Source organism: Frigoribacterium sp. NPDC087798, assembly GCF_044742985.1.
Taxonomy (GTDB): Bacteria; Actinomycetota; Actinomycetes; order Actinomycetales; family Microbacteriaceae; genus Frigoribacterium.
This window is the reverse complement of the sequence record NZ_JBIUVP010000001.1, coordinates 941,969-961,669: the sequence shown is the minus strand read 5'-3', so window position 1 is coordinate 961,669 and position 19,701 is coordinate 941,969. Positions and strand designations below refer to the sequence as shown.

At 71.2% G+C, this 19,701-nt stretch carries 16 protein-coding genes and 1 tRNA gene; 13 read left to right on the top strand and 4 right to left on the bottom strand.

Annotated elements, in window-relative coordinates; translation table 11 throughout:
• Positions 1–208: 208 nt before the first annotated feature.
• The 7 genes from ACIOSR_RS04405 to ACIOSR_RS04375 all read left to right on the top strand — a co-directional run bounded on the left by ACIOSR_RS04405 (position 209) and on the right by ACIOSR_RS04375 (position 9,770).
• Complete coding sequence (locus ACIOSR_RS04405) at positions 209–2,032, top strand: cell wall-binding repeat-containing protein (RefSeq protein ID WP_402751927.1); 1,824 nt, start codon at positions 209–211, stop codon at positions 2,030–2,032.
• A gap of 51 nt (positions 2,033–2,083) precedes the next feature.
• Positions 2,084–3,466 (top strand): MFS transporter, encoded by a 1,383-nt coding sequence (locus ACIOSR_RS04400; RefSeq protein WP_402751926.1) that lies wholly within the window; start codon positions 2,084–2,086, stop codon positions 3,464–3,466.
• A 178-nt stretch (positions 3,467–3,644) separates the two neighbouring features.
• On the top strand, positions 3,645–4,664 hold the full coding sequence (locus ACIOSR_RS04395; RefSeq protein ID WP_233568360.1) for a LacI family DNA-binding transcriptional regulator: 1,020 nt from the start codon (positions 3,645–3,647) through the stop codon (positions 4,662–4,664).
• Between the two features lie 332 nt (positions 4,665–4,996).
• Complete coding sequence (gene mmsA, locus ACIOSR_RS04390; protein WP_056046505.1) at positions 4,997–6,547, top strand: multiple monosaccharide ABC transporter ATP-binding protein; 1,551 nt, start codon at positions 4,997–4,999, stop codon at positions 6,545–6,547.
• Entirely contained in the window at positions 6,544–7,911 is a 1,368-nt protein-coding gene (gene mmsB / locus ACIOSR_RS04385) for a multiple monosaccharide ABC transporter permease (protein WP_043592911.1), read from the top strand. Before mmsA ends, mmsB begins: the two co-directional genes overlap by 4 nt.
• A 110-nt stretch (positions 7,912–8,021) precedes the next feature.
• Positions 8,022–9,119 carry a sugar-binding protein gene (locus tag ACIOSR_RS04380; protein WP_056046504.1) on the top strand — a complete coding sequence of 366 codons (1,098 nt, stop codon included), beginning with the start codon at positions 8,022–8,024 and terminating at the stop codon, positions 9,117–9,119.
• A gap of 93 nt (positions 9,120–9,212) precedes the next feature.
• Positions 9,213–9,770: an MOSC domain-containing protein gene (locus ACIOSR_RS04375; RefSeq protein WP_402751925.1), complete on the top strand. Its 558-nt coding sequence runs from the start codon at positions 9,213–9,215 to the stop codon at positions 9,768–9,770.
• A gap of 46 nt (positions 9,771–9,816) precedes the next feature.
• On the opposite strand, the gene ACIOSR_RS04370 is transcribed toward ACIOSR_RS04375, so the two are convergent.
• Complete coding sequence (locus tag ACIOSR_RS04370) at positions 9,817–10,383, bottom strand: TetR/AcrR family transcriptional regulator (protein ID WP_043592905.1); 567 nt, start codon at positions 10,381–10,383, stop codon at positions 9,817–9,819.
• Between the two features lie 360 nt (positions 10,384–10,743).
• On the opposite strand from ACIOSR_RS04370, the gene ACIOSR_RS04365 reads away from it, so the two are divergent.
• From ACIOSR_RS04365 to ACIOSR_RS04355, 3 genes are all read left to right on the top strand, one after another.
• The gene (locus ACIOSR_RS04365; RefSeq protein ID WP_056046500.1) at positions 10,744–11,973 is read left to right on the top strand and encodes a multidrug effflux MFS transporter; all 1,230 of its coding nucleotides are present in this window, start codon (positions 10,744–10,746) and stop codon (positions 11,971–11,973) included.
• A 92-nt stretch (positions 11,974–12,065) separates the two neighbouring features.
• On the top strand, positions 12,066–12,776 hold the full coding sequence (locus ACIOSR_RS04360; RefSeq protein WP_402751924.1) for a phosphatase PAP2 family protein: 711 nt from the start codon (positions 12,066–12,068) through the stop codon (positions 12,774–12,776).
• Positions 12,777–12,927: 151 nt separating this feature from the next.
• Positions 12,928–14,850 (top strand): helicase HerA-like domain-containing protein, encoded by a 1,923-nt coding sequence (locus ACIOSR_RS04355; protein WP_402751923.1) that lies wholly within the window; start codon positions 12,928–12,930, stop codon positions 14,848–14,850.
• 73 nt (positions 14,851–14,923) lie between these two features.
• Here the strand turns inward: ACIOSR_RS04355 and ACIOSR_RS04350 are convergent, their stop codons facing one another.
• The 3 genes from ACIOSR_RS04350 to ACIOSR_RS04340 form a co-directional block, all read right to left on the bottom strand.
• Positions 14,924–15,562 (bottom strand): hypothetical protein, encoded by a 639-nt coding sequence (locus tag ACIOSR_RS04350; RefSeq protein ID WP_402751922.1) that lies wholly within the window; start codon positions 15,560–15,562, stop codon positions 14,924–14,926.
• Positions 15,563–15,720: 158 nt separating this feature from the next.
• The gene (locus ACIOSR_RS04345; RefSeq protein WP_402751921.1) at positions 15,721–16,101 is read right to left on the bottom strand and encodes an RNA-binding S4 domain-containing protein; all 381 of its coding nucleotides are present in this window, start codon (positions 16,099–16,101) and stop codon (positions 15,721–15,723) included.
• 50 nt (positions 16,102–16,151) lie between these two features.
• Positions 16,152–16,673 (bottom strand): YbaK/EbsC family protein, encoded by a 522-nt coding sequence (locus ACIOSR_RS04340; RefSeq protein ID WP_402751920.1) that lies wholly within the window; start codon positions 16,671–16,673, stop codon positions 16,152–16,154.
• Positions 16,674–16,793: 120 nt separating this feature from the next.
• Between ACIOSR_RS04340 and ACIOSR_RS04335 the strand changes: the two genes are divergently transcribed.
• The 3 genes from ACIOSR_RS04335 (at position 16,794) to nhaA (ending at position 19,656) form a co-directional block, all read left to right on the top strand.
• Positions 16,794–16,878 (top strand) — tRNA-Ser (locus tag ACIOSR_RS04335).
• 109 nt (positions 16,879–16,987) lie between these two features.
• On the top strand, positions 16,988–18,301 hold the full coding sequence (locus ACIOSR_RS04330; RefSeq protein ID WP_402751919.1) for a PP2C family protein-serine/threonine phosphatase: 1,314 nt from the start codon (positions 16,988–16,990) through the stop codon (positions 18,299–18,301).
• A 59-nt stretch (positions 18,302–18,360) separates the two neighbouring features.
• A complete protein-coding gene (gene nhaA / locus ACIOSR_RS04325) occupies positions 18,361–19,656 on the top strand; it encodes a Na+/H+ antiporter NhaA (protein WP_402751918.1) in 1,296 nt (431 codons plus the stop codon).
• Positions 19,657–19,701: the final 45 nt, after the last annotated feature.

The following is a 19,701-nucleotide window of genomic DNA, read 5'->3' as shown; positions in this document are numbered from 1 at the left end:
GGGGCGGGGGGCCCCCCCCCCCGGGGGGGGGGGGGGCGGGGGGGGGGGGGGGGGGGGGCCGCCCCCGCGGGGGGGCGGGGGGGGGGGGGGGGGGGGGGGCCCCCCCCCGCGCCTCCTGTACGTGACCGGGCCTCGCCATCGGCGACGCCGCACCCTATGATCTCGACGGGGGCGACGAAGGTCGTGCCGTCGTCCATCAGGGGGTCGTGTGTTCCGTTCCAACCGCCGTGTCTGGTCCGCCGTCGGGGTCGCGTCCATCGTCGCCTCGTTCCTGGTGACCGGCACGACCGTCGCCCGGGCCGACGTGCCCTCGTCACCGAGCCTCCGGCAGCAGGACTCCGCGTCCGACCACGAGTTGGGCTCCACCGCCGCAGAGCAGGGCATCACCCGTGCGCTCGCGGTCTCGCCGCCGTCCGGTCTCCAGGGCTTCGACGTGAGCTCATATCAGCCGGCCCCCGACTTCGCGGCCGCCGCGAGGGCGGGGGCCCGGTTCACCTTCGTCAAGGCCAGCGAGGGAGTGCCCGGCACGTACACGAACGGCGCCCCGACCGGGAGCACGAACCGCTACCGGTCCGCCCAGTTCGCCGGAGCGCGGGCGGCAGGGCTGACGGCCGGGTTCTACCACTACGCGTTGCCCTTCTACTCGTCCGGGGCCGCACAGGGGCAGTTCTTCCTGGACAACTCCACCGCATGGCAGCCCGGCACGTTGCCACCGGTTCTCGACATGGAGGTCTCCACCGCACCCGACCGCCAGGGCGGACGGTGCTGGGGCCTCGAACCGGCCGAGATGGTGACCTGGATACAAGGATGGATCGGCACCGTCGTGGCGCATCAGGGCGTCCAGCCGATCATCTACACGAACCAGGACTTCTGGAGCACCTGCACGGGCGACAGCAGGGCTTTCCCCAAGGATCGCTTGTTCGTGGCGTACTACCCGTCGTCGACGACGAACACGCCCGTGACGCCGCCGACGTCGTCGTTCGCCACGTGGACGTTCTGGCAGTGGTCGCAGGTCGACGCGTCGCCCTTCCCCGGCAACCAGGACGTCTTCCGGGGCTCGGCAGCCGACCTCGCGGCCCTCACCCGGCCCACCGCACCTGCTGTCGGGCGTCTGGCGGGGGCGAACGCCTTCGCGACGGCGGGCTCGATCGCGGCGAGCACCTTCACCCCGTCCGTCACCGTCGACGGCGAGGCGAGGGTGCGGGGATCGGTACCCGTCGTGTACGTGGCCAGTCGGGAGAACTTCCCGGACGCCCTGTCGGCGGGGGCGGCCGCCGGCTACCGGGGCGGGCCCGTGCTGCCCGTCGTCTCGTACGGGATTCCCGACGACACACGGGACGCCCTCGCCGAGCTGAACCCTCGCGAGATCGTGGTGATCGGCGGCAAGGCCGCCGTCAACGACGACGTGGTCGCGCAGCTGAGGTACTACGTCGGTGGGCGGGAGGTCCCACGCCTCTCGGGCGATGATCGGTACGCCACCTCGGCGGCCGTGTCGGCGGCGACGTTCCCGCCCTCGAGGGGTGGGACGGCGTACGTGGCCGCGGGCACGAACTTCCCCGATGCGCTGTCGGGTGGTGCCGTGGCGGCGGGGCCGGACAAGGGGCCGATGCTGCTGACCGCACCGTCCGTCCTGCCCACGGCGATCGAGGGCGAACTCGCGCGGCTGCGTCCCTCTCGCATCGTCGTCCTCGGCGGCGACGTGGCGGTCTCACCCGCGGTGGCTGCCCGTCTCGCGGGGATCGCGCCGGTCGAACGGCTCTCCGGCGCCGACCGGTTCGAGACGTCGGCGCGCATCGCCGAATTCGCCTTCCCCGGCGGCGCTCCCACGGTCTTCCTGGCCAACGCGTTCGCGTTCCCCGATGCGCTGGCAGGAGCGCCGGCCGCGGGGCGGCTCGGGGGACCCGTGCTGCTCACGAGGCCGGAAGCCCTGCCCGCCAGCATCAGCCGACGCCTGGCCGCGTTGCACCCCGAGGGCGTCGTCGTCCTGGGTGGACCCGTGTCGGTCAGTGCCGAGGTCGAGAGAGGTCTCTAGGCGAGGACCCGGTCACCCGTGGCCGTCGGTGGCTCGGCCTAGGCTGACGACATGACCGACGCCGCTGCCGTGAGCACCCGCCCCGAGGGCGTGCTCAGCGGTCGGTACCGGCTGGCCACCCTCGGCATGTGCGCCCTGATCGGCATCGCGGCGTTCGAGTCGCTCGCGGTCACGACGATCATGCCGATCATCAGCCGTGAGCTCGACGGCGAGGCGCTCTACTCGCTCAGCTTCGCGGCCCCCCTGGCGTCCGGCCTGGTCGGCATGGTGGCGGCGGGCAACTGGGCCGACCGCAGCGGGCCGCGCGTCGTGGTCATCGCCTCGATGCTGCTGTTCGCCGTCGGGCTGCTCGTCGTCGGCACCGCGCCCGACATGGTCGTGCTGCTGGTCGGCCGTCTGGTGCAGGGCGTCGGCTCCGGCGCGGTCATCGTCGGCCTCTACGTCATGGTCGCCCGGCTCTACCCGCCGGGCCTGCACCCGTCGATCTTCGCGGGGTTCGCCGCGGCCTGGGTCGTCCCGGGTCTCGTCGGGCCACTCGTCGCGGGCGTCGTGGCCGAGACGGTGGGCTGGCACTGGGTCTTCCTCGGTGCACTCGGCCTCGCCGTGCCCGCGTTCTTCGCCGTCCTGCCGAGCCTGCGTCGCGTCCCTCCGCCCGAGGTGGCGGAGGGTGGGCGGCGCGTGCCCTGGAGCATCGGTCGCATCCTCTGGTCGGTCGGCGCGGCCCTCGGCGTGCTGGCCCTCAACCTGGTCTCCGAGTTCCCGACCTGGCTGACCGTCGTCGTCATCGTGGTGGCGGTGGTCGTGCTCGCCGTGGCGCTCCGGCCCCTGTTGCCGCCGGGCACGCTGCGCGCCGCGCCGGGGCTGCCCACCCTGGTGCTGCTGCGCGGTCTCGTGGGGGCGGCGTTCCTCGGCAGCGAGGTCTACATCCCGTACATGCTCTCGGCCGAATACGACTTCAGCGCCTCGGCCTCCGGCGTGACGCTGACCCTGGGGGCGCTCGGCTGGGCGTTCGCGAGCTGGGTGCAGGGCAGGCTCGGCGACCGGGTGGCCCAGCGCGACGGCATCCGCATCGGCATCGTCCTCGTGCTCCTCGGCGTCGTGGTCGCCGCGCTGACCCCCCTGTTCCACCTGCCCCCGGCCTTCCTCATCGCCACCTGGGCCGTCGCGGGATTCGGCATGGGGTTCATGTACCCGCGCTTCTCGGTGCTCGTCCTCGCGCTGTCGACCGAGTCCGAGCGCGGGTTCAACAGTTCGGCGTTGACCATCGCCGACTCCACCGGTTCGGCCGTCGCGCTGGCCTTGACCGGCGCCGCGTTCGGGGTGCTCGGCGGCGCGTCCAGCCCCCTCGCCTTCGTCGCCTGCTTCGCCGTCGGCACGGGCGTCGCGGTGCTCGCGCTCGCCCTGAGCAGCCGCGCGGTGCCCCGGGGACGGTGACCGCGCCTCCTGCCCGCCGATGGTGCCGCCGCTCCGGCGATGCCGGTGCCGGCGTCGGGCGTCGCGACGGGGCGGTGACCCCCGTCCGGGACGTCGGCGACCTCCGGGGAATGCATAATGGTCTCCGGACGACGATGTGTACGGTCACATCGCCCGGTCACAGAGCGACGGAGCGACGGTGAAGCCTGACATCGACAAGGTTCGTGCTCCCAACATCCGCGACGTGGCCGCTCTCGCAGGGGTCTCGTACCAGACCGTCTCGCGTGTGCTCAACGACAGTCCCAGCATCCGGCCGAGCACGCGGCAGAAGGTGCTCGACGTCATCGACGAGATCGGCTACCGACCGAACCAGGCCGCGCGGGCGCTGGTCACCAGCCGGTCGAAGGCCATCGGCGTGCTCACCCTGCAGAACGTCCACTTCGGTCCGCAGACGATCGTCAACGCCATCGAGGTCGCGGCCCGGACGGCCGGCTACCGGCTGAGCATCGCGAGCACGACGACGGTGTCGGACGACGTCCGGGCGAGCCTGCAGTTGCTCACCAACCAGGCGGTCGAGGCGATCATCGTCATCGCCCCGCAACGCAAGTTCTTCGACGTGATCGACGAGCTCGACCTCGACGTCCCCATCGTCGCGCTCGACTCGACGCAGCGGGCCCGGGCGCACAGCCTCTCGGTCGACCAGTTCGAAGGGGCGCGCCTCGCGACCCGGCACCTGATCGACCTCGGCCACCGGCACATCGTGCACGTCGCCGGACCCCAGGACTGGATCGAGGCCGACGAGCGGATGCAGGGCTTCCTCTTCGAGATGGGCGAGGCCGAGTTGTCCATCGAGCCGCCCATCCTCGGCGACCTGACCGCCGACTTCGGCTACACGGCCGGGCAGGAGCTGCTGCGTCGCCGCGACTTCACCGCCGTGTTCTCGGCCAACGACCTGATGGCCGTGGGGTTGCTGCACGCCTTCCGCGAGGCCGACGTCGACGTACCCCGCGAGGTCAGCGTCGTCGGCTTCGACGACTCGCCGACCGCACCGCACCTGTGGCCGCCGCTCACGACCGTGCGTCAGGACTTCGCCCTGATCGGCCGACGAGCCGTCGAACTCGTCGTGGCCGAGCTCGAGGGCGGCACGGTCGTTGATCGCACCTTGATCCCTCCGGAACTGGTGGTGCGCGGGTCGACCTCGCGCCCCTGGTTCCTCTGACGGCCCGTCACCGCACGGCGGGACGAGCCGTCAGGAGGCGCGGCGCGCGTCGGTCGGCCCGCGTTCGATAACGGATCGGCATCGGCATTTGACAGCACACCCTCTCGGGATTAGCTTTGCTCCAGTCGCAGTGTGAACGGTCACATTCGGCGGGTCCGGCCCCTTCGCCAGGCTCGACGGACGGCCCGGCACGGCGGCGACGAATCACAGGATGCCCGTCGGTGCACATCACCGGCGGACGACGACGAGGTCGAAGGTCGAGGACGACGTGCCCAGTGCCGTGACGCAGAGCGAACAGCTCGCGAGCAGCCACATCCCCGGGGGTGCCCCGCATGGGCGTTGACTCTCCCGTCATCCTCGAGATGCGCTCCATCACGAAGGAGTTCCCGGGCGTCAAGGCGCTCGACGACGTGTCGATGCAGGTCCGCGCCGGTGAGGTGCACGCGATCTGCGGCGAGAACGGCGCCGGCAAGTCGACGCTGATGAAGGTCCTCTCGGGTGTCTACCCGTTCGGCACCTACACGGGCGACATCGTCTACCAGGGTGCCGAGATGCGCTTCCGCGACATCCGCTCGAGCGAGTCGCAGGGCATCGTCATCATCCACCAGGAGCTGGCGCTGATCCCCGAGCTCTCGATCACCGAGAACATCTTCCTCGGCAACGAGCCGACCCGCTTCGGGGCCATCGACTGGCGCGCGGCGAAGACGAAGGCCATCGACCTGCTCGCCCGCGTCGGCCTCAAGGACGACCCCGACACCGCCATCAAGAACCTCGGCGTCGGCAAGCAGCAGCTCGTCGAGATCGCCAAGGCGCTGAACAAGAACGTCAAGCTGCTGATCCTCGACGAGCCGACCGCGGCCCTCAACGAGGCCGACTCGCAGCACCTGCTCGACCTCATCCGCGGCCTCAAGGGTCGGGGCATCTCGTCGATCATGATCAGCCACAAGCTCAACGAGATCGAGGCCATCGCCGACTCCATCACGATCATCCGTGACGGCAAGACCATCGAGACGCTCGACGTGAAAGAGGACGGCGTCAACGAGGACCGCATCATCCGCGGCATGGTCGGCCGCAACCTGGCCAGCCGTTTCCCCGATCGCACCCCGAAGATCGGCGAGGTCTTCTTCGAGGTCAAGGACTGGTGGGTGCGCCACCCGCAGACGGCCGAACGCTTCGTCTGCAAGGGCTCGTCCATCACCGTGCGCAAGGGCGAGATCGTCGGCCTGGCCGGCCTGATGGGCGCCGGTCGCACCGAACTCGCGATGAGCATCTTCGGTCGCTCGTACGGTCAGTTCGTCTCGGGCGAGATCGTCAAGGACGGCCGGAAGATCGAGATCAAGAACGTCTCGGACGCGATCGACAACGGCCTGGCCTACGTCTCCGAAGACCGGAAGGTGCTGGGGCTCAACCTGCTCGACGACATCAAGCGCTCGACGGTCGCGGCCAAGCTCACCAAGATCTCGAAGGCCTCCGTGGTCAACACCTACGAAGAGCACTCGATCGCCGAGGACTACCGGAAGAGCCTGCGCGTCAAGACCCCCACGGTCGACGAAGGGGTCGCCAAGCTGTCCGGCGGCAACCAGCAGAAGGTCGTCCTGGCGAAGTGGATGTTCACCGACCCCGACCTGCTCATCCTCGACGAGCCCACGCGAGGCATCGACGTGGGCGCCAAGTTCGAGATCTACAACATCATCAACCAGCTCGCGGCCCAGGGCAAAGGCGTGATCGTCATCTCGTCCGAACTGCCCGAGTTGCTGGGGCTCTCCGATCGCATCTACACGATCTTCGAGGGTTCCGTCACGAACGAGATCGAGGCCTCCGAGGCCGACGCCGAGACGCTCATGCGAACCATGACCTCGAAGAAGAAGGAGCAAGCCGCATGAGTGGCATCAAAGACCTGAAGAAGGTGTTCGGCGGCAACACGTCGAACGCGCGCCAGTTCGGCATGATCGCGACGCTCGTCGTGGCCATCCTGATCTTCCAGGTGCTGACCGACGGGCTCACCCTGCAGCCCACGAACCTCATCGCCCTGGTCAGCCAGTACTCGTACATCCTGATCCTCGCCATCGGCATGGTGATGGTCATCGTGGCCGGTCACATCGACCTCTCGGTCGGTTCGGTCGCCGCCTTCAGCGGCATCGTCGTCGCCAAGGCGATGGACAGCTGGGGTCTTCCGTGGGGTGCCGCGATCCTGCTCGGCCTCGTGGTCGGCGTGGTCATCGGTGCCTGGCAGGGCTTCTGGGTCGCCTACGTCGGCGTCCCCGCCTTCATCGTGACGCTGGCCGGCATGCTGCTCTTCCGCGGTGCCAACCAGTTCGTCGGCAACGCCGACACCATCCCGGTCCCCGAGGGCTTCACGGTCATCGGCGCGGGTTACCTCCCCGAGTTCGGTCCGAACACCGGCTACAACAACGCGACCCTGCTGCTCGGCCTCGTCATCATCGTCGCCGTGGTCTACAACGAGTTCCGCCTGCGTCGCATCCAGCAGAAGATGGGCTCCGAGCGGGCTCCCCTCTGGGTCAGCGCCGTCAAGCTGGTCGTGCTGGTCGCGATCATCGCCTACGCCGCGACGCTCTTCGCCGGCGGCCGCGTCGGGACGTCGTTCCCGATCTCGGGCATCATCCTCGGCGTGCTCGTCCTGGTCTACGGCTTCGTCACGCAGAACACGATCTTCGGTCGGCACATCTACGCGGTGGGTGGCAACTCGCACGCCGCCGAGCTCTCGGGCGTCAAGGCGAAGCGCATCAACTTCTTCGTCATGATGAACATGTCCGTGCTCGCCGCCCTGGCCGGCATGATCTACGTCGCCCGTGCCGGTGCCTCCGGCCCGCAGGACGGCCTCAACTGGGAGCTCGACGCCATCGCCTCGGTCTTCATCGGTGGCGCCGCCGTCGCCGGCGGCATCGGCACGGTGACCGGCTCGATCGTCGGTGGTTTCGTCATCGCCGTGCTGAACAACGGCCTGCAGCTCATGGGCGTCGGCTCCGACAAGGTGCAGATGATCAAGGGCCTCGTGCTCCTGATCGCGGTCGCGGTCGACGTCTACAACAAGAGCCAGGGTCGTCCGTCCATCACCGGGTTCCTCACCCGGGGCCTGCGTCGCGACAAGAACGGCATCGCGGCCTCCGACCTGCCCCCGGGCGCCCAGAACGGCGTCGGTCGCGACGCCGAGACGACCGAGCCCGCCCTCACCCCGAACGGCGACATCTCGGACGTGCAGCGTCCCAAGGCCACGACGCCCAACTAGACCCACCACCCGCGCGCCCGTCCATCGACGGCCGGGCGCGCCTCCACCGGGAGTCCGCACCGCGGGCGACCACACGGCATCACCCCTCACAACGAGAAAGTAGACACAGCATGCGCAAACTCGCGCTGACGACCTTCGCGGTCGCCGCAGCAACGACGCTGATCCTGAGCGGCTGCTCGAACTCGGCCCGCACCGACGCGGGTTCGGGCGACGCGGCCTCGGGCTTCGAGTCCGGTTCGACCATCGGCGTGGCCCTGCCGGCCAAGACCAGCGAGAACTGGGTCCTCGCCGGCGACCTGTTCACCAAGGACCTCACCGACGCCGGGTTCAAGCCCGACGTGCAGTACGCGGCCGCCAGCGGCACCGTGGCCAACCAGCAGGACGAGATCCAGTCCATGGTCACCAAGGGCGCGAAGGTCATCATCATCGGCGCGGCCGACGGTGGCCAGCTCGGCACCCAGGTCAAGGCCGCCCACGACGCCGGCGCCGTGGTCATCGCCTACGACCGCCTGATCCTCAACACCGAGGACGTCGACTACTACGTCGCGTACGACAACTTCAAGGTCGGCGAGCTCCAGGGCCAGGCCCTGCTCGACGGCATGGCCGCGAAGAAGGCCGACGGCCCCTACAACGTCGAGCTGTTCTCCGGCTCGTCGGACGACGCCAACTCGAAGGTCTTCTTCGACGGCGCGATGAGCGTCCTGCAGCCGAAGATCGACGACGGCACCCTCGTCGTCGCCTCGGGCCAGACCGACATCAAGCAGACGGCGACCGACGGCTGGAAGCCCGAGAACGCCCAGCGTCGCATGGACTCGCTGCTCACCAGCACCTACGGTGACAAGGAGCTCGACGGCGTCCTGAGCCCGAACGACACCCTGGCCCGCGCCATCATCACCTCGGTGAAGCAGGCCGGCAAGGACATCCCGACCGTCACCGGTCAGGACTCCGAGGTCGAGTCGGTCAAGTCGATCATGGCCGGCGAGCAGTACTCGACCATCAACAAGGACACCCGCAACCTCGTGAAGCAGGCCGTCGCGATGGTCAGCTCGCTCAGCAAGGGCGACAAGGCCGAGACGAACGACGACGAGTCGTACGACAACGGCAGCAAGGTCGTCCCGGCCTACCTGCTGCCCCCGCAGATCGTGACCAAGGACAACGCCGCCGAGGCGTACGCCAACGACACGACGCTCGAGCCGCTCACCAAGTAGCACCCCCCGCTGCCCTCGGGCAGCACCGGCACCGGCCGGGCACCCCGCACGGGGTGCCCGGCCGTCGTCGTCGGCGGGCGGTATCGTGCGTCCGTGGACACCGACCGACGAGCGCAGGAGGCGCGGGCCGCGTCCGCGACGCCGGTCACCGTCGAGTCGCTGCTCGCCTCGCCCCGGTCCCGCTACGTCGGCCGCCCCGCCGACGGCCCGGCCCCGGCCCCGACCACGGGCCCCGAGTCGCACGACGCCGTCACCGTGCGCGCCCACCTCGGCATCGTGGGCGACCGCTACTTCAACGCCCCGGCGCACCGCGGTGCCTCGGTCACCCTGTTCGCTGCCGAGCAGCTCGGGCACCTGGCCCGCGAGCTCGGTCTGCCCGAGGGCACGGTGCTCGACGCCGCCCTGACGCGTCGCAACGTGGTCGTGCGCGGCATCGACGTCGACGCGCTCGTGGGTCGCGAGTTCGACCTCGACACGGGCGACGGACCCGTGGCCTTCCGGGCGAACCGGGCGGCGAACCCGTGCGCGTGGATGGACGTGGTGTTCGGTGCGGGGGCCTTCCGCGCGCTCCGGGGCCGCGGGGGAGTCCGATGCGAACCGCTCACGGACGGGGTGCTGCGCGTGGGGCCGGGACTGCTGCGCGCCTCCTAGGCGGCCGGGCGTCGCGCCGACCCGTCGGCACGGGGAGCGCCGCGGGTCAACCCCACCAGGTGGGCAGCATGAGGTTCATGGTGTCGAGCAGGGCGCGTCGGCTCGTCCGCTTGCCGCCGAGCCAGGCTTCGACGGCTCCCACGAGCCCGTGTGCCAGGTGACCGGCGGCGATGTGCACCGCGAGCCCCTCGGGGAGGCTGCCGGCGGGCAGGCCGGCGAGGTGCTGCACGCTCGACTCCTCGAAGTGGCGGGCCAGCGCCTGGTGGATCGACGCGTCGAGCGGGTCGGGCAGGGCGAGACGGTAGATCTCGCGGTACCGCACGACGTGGTCGACGACCTTCTCCATCGCGCGCCGCGTCGCGTCGGGGCCGTCGGCCCGGCCGTCGAGCCGCAGCGCGTGGTCCTCGTCGCGGATCGCGTCGAGCTCGGGGGTGAGCACCGCGGTGAGCAGGCTGCCGGGCGAGGTCGCGTGGCTGTAGAACGTGGCGCGGTTGATCCCCGCGGCCCGGGTGACGTCGGCGACCGAGATGCTCGACACGGGCCGGGTCGAGGCGAGCTCGACGACGGCGGCGTGCAGTGCCTTCGTGGTCTGGACGATGCGCGCGTCGACCATGGACGTTCCTCCTCGGGTGCTCGGACGGGACGATCGCGTCCGAGGCCAGGTCGAGCCTAGACCGGGCCGACGCGCCGACACGTCACGGCGCGAGCCGCCGAGGCGGAAGGGCTGTCGCGCAGGTCCAGGGCAGGGTTAGGCTGAGAACCGACGGGTGTCGTGCAGCGACGCCGTTCCCCTCCCTCCTCCCACCCCCTGCGATCCCGTGGTGGTCGTGCGCGACGGCTCGGTCGCATCGATTCGAGCCGCGAGCCGGCCTCGTCGTCGTGGCCGCGCCTCCTCGCGTGCCCCGATCCGTGACCGCCCCGTGCCCTCCCTCCGTGACCGCCCCTCCGCGACCCCCCAGACAGGACCTGCCTCGTGACCACCGTCGTCCACCCGGGTGACTCCCTGACCCGCCGCCAGCGGCTCGTCTACGTCGTCGTGCTCGGCGCGCTCACCGCGCTCGGGCCGTTCACGATCGACCTCTACCTGCCGGCGTTCCCCGAACTCAGCCGGGACTTCTCCGTCGACAGCGGCGTCATCCAGCTGACGCTGACGGCGACGACGATCGGCTTCGGGGTGGGGCAGCTGCTGGTCGGGCCGTGGAGCGACAAGGTCGGCCGTCGCACGCCGCTGATCGTCGCGACCGCCGTGCACATCCTCGCCAGCATCGGCGCCGCCAGCGCGCCGACCATCGAGCTGCTCGCCGTCTTCCGGGTGCTGCAGGGCATGGGTGCCGCCGCCGGGGGCGTCGTCGCCATGGCGACGGTGCGCGACCTGTTCGGTGGGCTGCCGCTCGTGCGCATGCTGTCGCGTCTCGCCCTGGTGAACGGCCTCGCCCCCATCGTCGCGCCCGTCATCGGCTCGCAGCTGCTGGCCTTCACCAGCTGGCGCGGCATCTTCGTGTTCCTCGTGGCCTACGGCGCGTTCGTGATCATCGCCGCGATCTTCCTGATCGTCGAGACCCTGCCGCCCGCCCGGCGGCACGAGGCCGGGCACACGACGCTCGGACAGCGCTACAAGGTGCTCTTCAGCGACCGGATCTTCGTCGGCGTCGCCCTGATCGGGGCGATGGTCTTCTCGGGCCTGTTCTCGTACCTCTCGGCCTCGTCGTTCCTCTTCCAGGAGGTCTACGGCCTGAACGCCCAGCAGTACGGCTACCTGTTCGCGATCAACTCGCTCGGGATCGTCGCCGGCGTCCAGATCAGCTCGCGGCTGGCCCGGCGGGTCGGGCCGCAGTGGATCCTCGCCTGCTCGACGATCGTCCTGCTGCTCGCCGCCGCGTCGATCGTCGTGCTCGACTCGCTCGGTGCCGGGCTCGTGGGCATCCTCGTGCCGCTGTGGTTCTTCATCGCGGCCTGCGGCTTCTCGTTCCCGCAGGTCCAGGTGCTCGGGCTCGCCAACCACGGCAAGGAGGCAGGGACGGCGGCGTCGTTGCTCGGCGCGCTGAACTTCGGCCTGGCGGGGCTCATCTCGCCGGTGGTCGGGTTCCTCGGCATCGGGTCCGCCGTGCCGATGGGCAGCGTCATGGTCGCCACCTCGTGCGTGGCCATCGCGAGCCTGTGGCTGCTGGTGCGCCCGCGGACGGTGCCGGCGCTGGGTCGCTGACCCGCGCCTCCCGGTCGTCCGTCGTCGAGCGTCGAGCGTCGACGACCGGTGCCTCCCGGTCGCCGATCCGCGCCTCCCGGTACCGTCTGGGGATGCGCACCGACCCGCTCGCCCCGAAGCCCGCCTCGCCGTCCGAAGAACGGGTGGCCCGCCGCGTGCAGCGCCGCTGGTGGGTGTTCAGCGCGCTCGGCGCCATCGGCGTCGTGCTGCTGCTCGGCGTCGTGATCACGGCCCGGTCGGGGGTGATCGGCGTCGACGAGCGGTTCATGGGCGAACTGGTCGAGCACCGCAGCCCGTTCTGGGACGTCCCCTCGTTGATCTTCAACTCGATCGGCGCGGGCGTGGTCGGCGTCTTCGTCGTCCCGCTGGGCGTCGCCGCGCTCTTCCTGCTGCGCCGTCGCCCGTGGGCCGCGCTCTACTGGATCGCCGCCTGCGCGCTCAGCGCGGGCGTGGTCCAGGTCGTCAAGCACACGTTCGGCCGGGCCCGTCCCGAGGACATCCTCGTGGTGAGCGACTACGGCTCGTTCCCCTCGGGCCACACGTCCAACGCCGCGACGCTGGCCGTCGTTCTCGGGGTGATCCTGCGACGCGTCTGGGTGTGGGTCGCGGGCGCGGCCTACACGGTGCTGATGCTGCTCAGCCGCACCTACCTCGGGGCGCACTGGCTGACCGACACGATCGGCGGGCTGCTGATCGGTGCCGGGGTCGCGGTCGTCCTCTGGGCTCCGGTCGCGCACCGGCTGCTCGACGAGCAGGAGCGCGTGCGGGGTCGCGGCTGGATCTGGTTGGGGCGCCACGCCTGACGGTGCCGCTCGCGGGGTCGACGACCGGGGCGCTCTCGGTGCCGCTCGCGCGGTCGATCACGGGCGGGTCCGGACGAGGCGGGCGTGCGGTGTCGCCCGCTGTGGCCGAACTCGCCCGGACCACCGTGCCCAGGGTGCCTAGGCTGGCCGCATGACGGACGCGCTCGAGCAGGCCAGGGCGGAGGCCGCCGCAGCGGTCGCCGCCGCCGAGAAGGCGAAGCAGGACGCGGAGGCGGCACTCGCGCGGGCCGAGCGGCTCGCGGCCGAGGCGGACGTCGCCGACGCCGCGGCGGACGCCGGGCTGACCGAACCCGAGCCGGTCGCCGGCACCCCGGTCGACGGCCTGCCCGTCCCGCCCGGCGGGCCGCTCGACGAGTCGGCGGTCGACCTCGTCCGCGCGGGCTACGGTTTCGACGGTCCCGCCCTCGAGCTCGGCGCCCTCGTGAACGGCGATGCCCGGGTCGACGTGCCCGTGCGCATCCCGCTCGCGATGCTCAACCGGCACGGGCTCGTGGCCGGTGCGACCGGCACGGGCAAGACCAGGACCCTGCAGGTGCTCGCCGAGCAGCTCTCGGCGGCCGGGGTCCCGGTCTTCGCGGCCGACGTGAAGGGCGACCTGTCGGGCATCGCGACGCCGGGCGAGGCGAACGAGAAGCTGCTGGCCCGCACGCGGGGGATCGGCCAGGACTGGTCGCCGCAGGCGGCACCGACCGAGTACTTCGCCCTCGGCGGCAAGGGCACCGGCGTGCCGGTCCGCGCGACGGTCAGCGGTTTCGGGTCGCTGCTGCTCAGCAAGGTGCTCGGCCTCAACGACACGCAGGAGAGCAGCCTCGGCCTGGTGTTCCACTACGCCGCGCAGGCCGGTCTGCCGCTGCTCGACCTGTCCGACCTGCGGGCCGTGCTGACCTGGCTGACGAGCGACGAGGGCAAGGGCGAGCTCGAGGGGCTGGGCGGGCTGAGCAGACAGACCGTCGGGGTGATCCTCCGCGAGCTGATCACGTTCGCCGACCGGGGGGCCGACGCGTTCTTCGGCGAGCCCGAGATCGACACCGCCGAGTTCCTCCGCACGGCCGAGGACGGTCGTGGCGTCGTCAGCCTGCTCGAGGTGCCCGGCGTGCACGACCAGCCGGCGCTGTTCTCGACCTTCCTGATGTGGCTGCTCGCCGACCTCTACAACGACCTGCCCGAGGTGGGCGACCTCGACAAGCCGAAGCTCGTCTTCTTCTTCGACGAGGCGCACCTGCTGTTCGTCGACGCCTCGAAGGAGTTCCTGGCGCAGATCACGCAGACCGTCCGGCTCATCCGGTCCAAGGGCGTGGGCATCGTCTTCGTCACCCAGACCCCGAAGGACGTCCCGGGCGAGGTGCTCGCCCAGCTCGGCTCGCGCGTCCAGCACCAGCTCCGCGCCTTCACGCCCGACGACGCGAAGGCCCTGCGGGCGACGGTGTCGACGTATCCGACGAGCGACTACGACCTCGCCGCGGTGCTCACCGGCCTCGCCACCGGGGAGGCGGTGGTGACGGTCATGAACGAGAAGGGGGCTCCCAGCCCGGTCGCGTGGACGCGCCTCCGTGCCCCGCGCGGTTCGATGTCGCCGACCCCGGCCGACGTCATGACCGCGGCGGTCGCGGCGTCGCCGTTGACCGCCGCCTACGGGGCGTCGATCGACCGCGACTCGGCCCGGGAGATCCTCGCCCGCAAGCTCGAGGCCGCCGCGCTCGACCAGCGCGAACGGACCGACGCCGCGGCACGTCAGGCGACGATCGACGCCCAGCTCAAGGAGGCCGCGGCCCGCGAGAAGGCGGACGCCCAGGCGGTCACCGCCGCCGAGCGCGATAGGAAGGCCGCCCAGGCCGAGTACGAACGTCAGCAGAAGGAGTTCGAGCGAGCCGAGCGGGCGGCCGCGAAGGCGCGTGCCGGGCGCGGGACGACGACCCGCGCCTCCTCGGGGTCCCGTTCGTCGGGGTCCGGATCGACCGGCGGGTTGCTCGGCGAGGTCCTCGGGTCGAGTGCCGGCAAGGCGGTCGTGCGCGAGGTCGTCAAGGGCATCTTCGGCACGCTGCGTCGCCGCTGAGCCCCGGGTCGGTGCAGCCCCGAGGCGGTGCAGGCCAGCGGCGGTGCATCGGCCCGAGCGTGCGGGCACGGCGTCAGGCGTCGCTGCCGAACGCCTGGAAGAGCACCACGAGCGTGCCGGTCGCCAGTGCGAACAGGCCGCAGGCGATGGTGACCCCGATCCACGGGCGGCTCTCGTACCAGTAGGGGCTGTCGGGGTAGGCCGCGAAGAACTCGCGGCGGGTGAGGGCCCGGGGCAGGACGGTCGTCGGGATGCCGAGTGCGTCGACGACGGCGTGTACGGACGCCTCCGACCAGTACGTGCCCCGCATCCGGAACAGGCGTCGCCCCTCGTCGTCGAGGGCGAGCAGCTGCGTGACGGTCTCGGTCGAGTGGTCCCGGTAGGTGCGGACGAGCACGAGGGAGTCGACCTCGTCGCGCCGCAGCCGGACGAACCCGGGCAACCACCCCCGCTTGACGAACTCGCTGCGCGTGACGGCCGCGTACGAGAGGCGGTAGCGCCAGTACATGAGCAGTCCCATCACCACGACGCCGCAGGTGACGGCCAGCACGCCGCTCTGGTGACCGCTCGGCAGGGTCAGCCACAGCACCGCGATCAGCACGGGGGACAGGCTGAAGACGCCGGTGAGCGTGGCGCTCCGTGCGAGTTCGCGCCGTGGCCGCACCGTCACGGTGCCCCGCTCGGTCGGCATCGCCGCGTCGGTCGTGTTCATGTCGTCCCCCCGGGGTCGGCGTGACCCCGAGTCCCCCGACCCGAGGCTGCTGCTGTCGGGGCAGCGCCGTGCCCTCAGCGTAGACGATGCGTTCGCACAGATACCGGGGCGTCCCACCCCAGTGCGGGGAGCCCGCGATCGGGGGAGTCGAGCGAGTGTCAGCTCTCTGCGCGGTCCCTGAGGCGCTCGATCTCGCGACGGTCGCGCTTGGTGGGGCGGCCCGCGCCTCGGTCGCGGACCGGTACGGCGGCGACCTCTTCGCGCGGCGGCGGCGGGGGAGTGAGGTCGGTCATCGCCTCGGCCGCGGCCGGAGCACCGACGCGCTTCACGAGGCAGGTCTTGACGACGACGATCCGCTCGAAGCCCGCGATGCGCGCCCGGACCTCGTCGCCGGGACGGACGCCCTGGGCGGCCTTGACGCGCTCGCCGTTCACCCGCACGTGACCGGCCCGGCAGGCGGCGTTGGCGGCCGAGCGGGTCTTGTAGAGCCGGACGGCCCAGAGCCAGGCGTCGACGCGGGCGGACGTGAGGGGCGGCATGGGGAAATGCTACGGGTGGCCGCCGACGTCGACGACCGAGGGGGCCGGTCTCAGAGGTCGTCGGAGGCGACGCGCGCCGGGGTGCCCCCGGTCACGCGCACCAGCTCGGCGAACGTCGTGGCGAAGACGGTGTTCGCGGTGCCGGCGCTCGCCCAGAGCACGTCGTGGGTCTCGAGCGCGGTGTCGACGAGCGTCCGCACCGGGCGGGGGTGGCCGACCGGGGCCACGCCGCCGATGACCTGGCCGGTCGCGCGCTTCACCTGGTCGGCGTTCGCCCGCATGATCGGGCCCCGGCCGAGAGTCGACGCCACCAGGTCGGTGTCGACCCGGTGGGCGCCGCTGGTGAGCACGAGCAGGGCCTCCCCGCCGGTGTGGAACACCAGGCTGCTGGCGATGGCGCCCACCTCGCAGCCGAGGGCGGCGGCGGCCTGCGCGGCCGTGTGCGTCGACTCGTCGAACTCGCGGACCTCGCCCTCGGCGCCGGCGGCACGGAGGGCGGCGACGACGGCGCGGGCCCGCGGCGGCAGGGCGGCGTCGGGGTGCTCCGAGGAGGGGCGGTGCGCGTCGGTCATGCCCCGACGGTAGCCATGAGGGAGCCTCAAGGTCAGCAGCGACACGGGGGCGTCCCCCGGGCCCCGCGGAGTCCGGTACGCTGGTCTCGGTCGTGCGCCGGTTCACCGTGTGCCCGCCCTGGAGGATTCGCCTAGTGGCCTATGGCGCACGCTTGGAAAGCGTGTTGGGTGCAAGCCCTCAGGGGTTCGAATCCCCTATCCTCCGCATCGAGACGGCTCTTCCCTCCCCGGGAGGGGCCGTTTCTCGTCCTCGCCCCACGTTCTGGGGCATCGCCTTCTCCCCGATGGAGGCCCGGTCGCCCTAGCCTTGGGTCATGAGCGTCAGTCAGTTGGGCAACGACACCCTGCGCCCCAGCGTCTGGGGCGACTCCGGCCTCCTCGCGCGGGTCATGTCGGCCGGCTCGCGACGTCACGTCGCCCTGCTCAAGCAGGGCTTCGTCTTCCTCTTCGTGTTGCTCGCCGCGGTCGTGAGCACGCTCATCCCGTGGCTGCCCGTCAGCGATGCACCGAGCATGTGGGCCGGCGTCTTCGCCGCGTTCTGCGGCGTCGTCTTCGCCTCGGTGGTCTCCCGGCGTCCCCGCCTGCTCACCTGGGAGATCGTCATCCCCGCCGCCGACTTCGTCGCGGTGGGCCTGCTCCGCTACGGAACGGGTGACAGCGGGTCCGTCTTCATCCCCATCATCCTGCTGCCGATCGTCTGGATCGCCGTGTGGCCGGGGCGGCTCAGCATCGTGTGGCTGCTGATCGGATCGGCGGTCACCTTCATGCTGCCGTTCGTGATCGAGCCGAGCGGACGCGCGCCCAGCGAGTTCATCCGCATCGTCTTCTCCCTGGCCATCTACGCCACCATCGGCCTCGCCATCAACGAGCTCGCCCGGCAGGCGAGCCGCAAGGTGGAGCTGTCCCGAGCGCAGCAGCACGCGGTCGAACGGGAGCTCGACCGGGCCGCGACCATCCAGCAGTCGCTCCTGCCACCGAAGACGAGCCTCCTTCCCGAGATGTTCGCCGTCCGGGGGAGGTGCATCCCCGCCCGCGCCGTCGGGGGCGACTTCTACGACTGGTATCCCACCCCGGACGGCATCGCCCTGACCGTGGGGGACGTCATGGGCAAAGGCGTCGGAGCGGGGATGATCGCCGCCGCCGTGCGTTCCGTCATCCGCAGTTCGTCGGACGATCTCGACCCCGCCGTGGCCCTGCGTCGTGCGACGACGGGCCTCGCGAGCGGTGACGGCGACGTCCAGTTCACCACGTGCTTCCACGCCCGCATCACGCCGTCGGGCGAGATCCGTTGGGCCGACGGCGGACACGGGCTGGCGCTCATCCGGCGCGCCACCGGTCTCGTGGAGCGGCTGCAGTCGTCCGACCTCCCCATCGGCCTCGGGGACCGCTGGACGTCCTACGCCGACCAGCTGCACCCAGGCGACACGATCGTCTGCATCAGCGACGGGGTCCTCGACCTCTTCCCGGACGAACTGCACGCCTTCAGCCAGTTCCAACTGCTGCTCATCTCGTCCGGTGACCCGGGCGACATCGTGCAGAAGGTCGCCGAGCTGGTCGGCGACGACGAGCAGGCCGACGACGTCACCGTCGTCGCGGCGACGTTCGCCCCGGCTCTGACACGGGCGTGACGGGCGCCGTCGCCTCGTCCCGTGCCCGCCCCGGCGTCGTCTGGTAAGACAGGACGACGATGCCACACGACGACCTGCCCTCTTCCCCGCCTCCCGCCGTCGCTCCCGGACTCTTCGCCGAAGAGACGACCTCGGAGTCCACCCGCCTCGGCGAGATCCTCCGGAAGGAGACCGTGGGTGGGGTCGTCCTCGTCGTCGCCGCCGTCCTGGCGGTCGTGTGGGCGAACTCACCGCTCTCGGGGGCGTACTTCGCACTCCGGGACTTCGAGTTCGGCCCGGAGGGTCTCGGGCTGCACCTGAGCGTGGGGGAGTGGGCCGCGGACGGGCTCCTGGCGATCTTCTTCTTCCTCGTCGGGCTGGAGCTCAAACGGGAGTTCGTCGCCGGAGAGCTGCGGAAGGTCAGCAAGGCGATCGTGCCGGTGGCCGCCGCGTTCGGCGGAGTCCTCGTCCCCGCCCTGATCTTCACCGCCGTCAACGCCTCCGACCCGGAGGCGGTGCGGGGGTGGGCCATCCCCACCGCGACCGACATCGCCTTCGCCGTCGCGGTCCTCGCCATCGTGGGCTCGAGGTTGCCCAGCGCGCTGCGCATCTTCCTGCTGACCCTCGCCGTCGTGGACGACCTCATCGCCATCGGCATCATCGCGTTCGCCTACACCAGCACGATCGAGGTCGTCCCGTTGGCACTCGCCATCGTGCCGCTCGCGGCGTACGTGTTCCTGACCCAGAGGTTCCGACGGTTCTTCGGCCTGCACCCCGCCGCGAACTGGTTCATCCTCCTGCCGGTCGCCGTCCTGGTGTGGGGGCTCATCCACGCCTCCGGGGTCCACGCCACCGTCGCCGGCGTCCTCCTCGGTTTCGCCGTCCCCGTCATCCGGAGCCAAGCCAGTGGCGGCCCGGATGCGGGACCGGGGCTCTCCGAGGTCTTCGAGCACCGCTTCCGGCCCATCTCCACCGGCTTCGCCGTCCCCGTGTTCGCGTTCTTCTCCGCAGGCGTCGCCTTCGGTGGCCTCGACGGCCTCAGGACGGCTCTCTCGAGTCCGGTCACGATCGGCATCATCGCCGCCCTCGTCCTCGGAAAACCCGTCGGCATCCTCGCGACGACCTGGATCACGACCAGGATCACCCGGGCAGAACTCGACCGGAGCATCAAGTGGGTGGACCTCACCGGCGTCGCCCTCCTCGGGGGCATCGGCTTCACCGTCTCCCTGCTCGTCGCCGAACTGAGCTACGGGCTCGGCAGCGCGCACGACGACGACGCCAAGGTGGCCATCCTCGTCGCGTCGGTGCTCGCCGCCGTCCTCGCGACGGCCGTCCTGCGACCCCGCAACCGGTACTACCGTCACCAGGATCGGTGACCCCGACGACGTCGTGATTGGGACGGCGGGCCCCTCAACCGTCAC

Excerpts from the sequence above, each read along its gene's own strand:
- ACIOSR_RS04355 (WP_402751923.1), top strand. The coding sequence starts at position 12,928 with ATGACGGACGCGCTCGAGCAGGCCAGGGCGGAGGCCGCCGCAGCGGTC.
- ACIOSR_RS04330 (WP_402751919.1), top strand. The coding sequence starts at position 16,988 with ATGAGCGTCAGTCAGTTGGGCAACGACACCCTGCGCCCCAGCGTCTGG.
- mmsB (WP_043592911.1), top strand. The coding sequence starts at position 6,544 with ATGAGTGGCATCAAAGACCTGAAGAAGGTGTTCGGCGGCAACACGTCG.
- mmsA (WP_056046505.1), top strand. The coding sequence starts at position 4,997 with ATGGGCGTTGACTCTCCCGTCATCCTCGAGATGCGCTCCATCACGAAG.
- ACIOSR_RS04345 (WP_402751921.1), bottom strand. The coding sequence starts at position 16,101 with ATGCCGCCCCTCACGTCCGCCCGCGTCGACGCCTGGCTCTGGGCCGTC.
- ACIOSR_RS04340 (WP_402751920.1), bottom strand. The coding sequence starts at position 16,673 with ATGACCGACGCGCACCGCCCCTCCTCGGAGCACCCCGACGCCGCCCTG.
- ACIOSR_RS04360 (WP_402751924.1), top strand. The coding sequence starts at position 12,066 with ATGCGCACCGACCCGCTCGCCCCGAAGCCCGCCTCGCCGTCCGAAGAA.
- ACIOSR_RS04380 (WP_056046504.1), top strand. The coding sequence starts at position 8,022 with ATGCGCAAACTCGCGCTGACGACCTTCGCGGTCGCCGCAGCAACGACG.
- ACIOSR_RS04370 (WP_043592905.1), bottom strand. The coding sequence starts at position 10,383 with ATGGTCGACGCGCGCATCGTCCAGACCACGAAGGCACTGCACGCCGCC.
- ACIOSR_RS04400 (WP_402751926.1), top strand. The coding sequence starts at position 2,084 with ATGACCGACGCCGCTGCCGTGAGCACCCGCCCCGAGGGCGTGCTCAGC.
- nhaA (WP_402751918.1), top strand. The coding sequence starts at position 18,361 with ATGCCACACGACGACCTGCCCTCTTCCCCGCCTCCCGCCGTCGCTCCC.
- ACIOSR_RS04350 (WP_402751922.1), bottom strand. The coding sequence starts at position 15,562 with ATGAACACGACCGACGCGGCGATGCCGACCGAGCGGGGCACCGTGACG.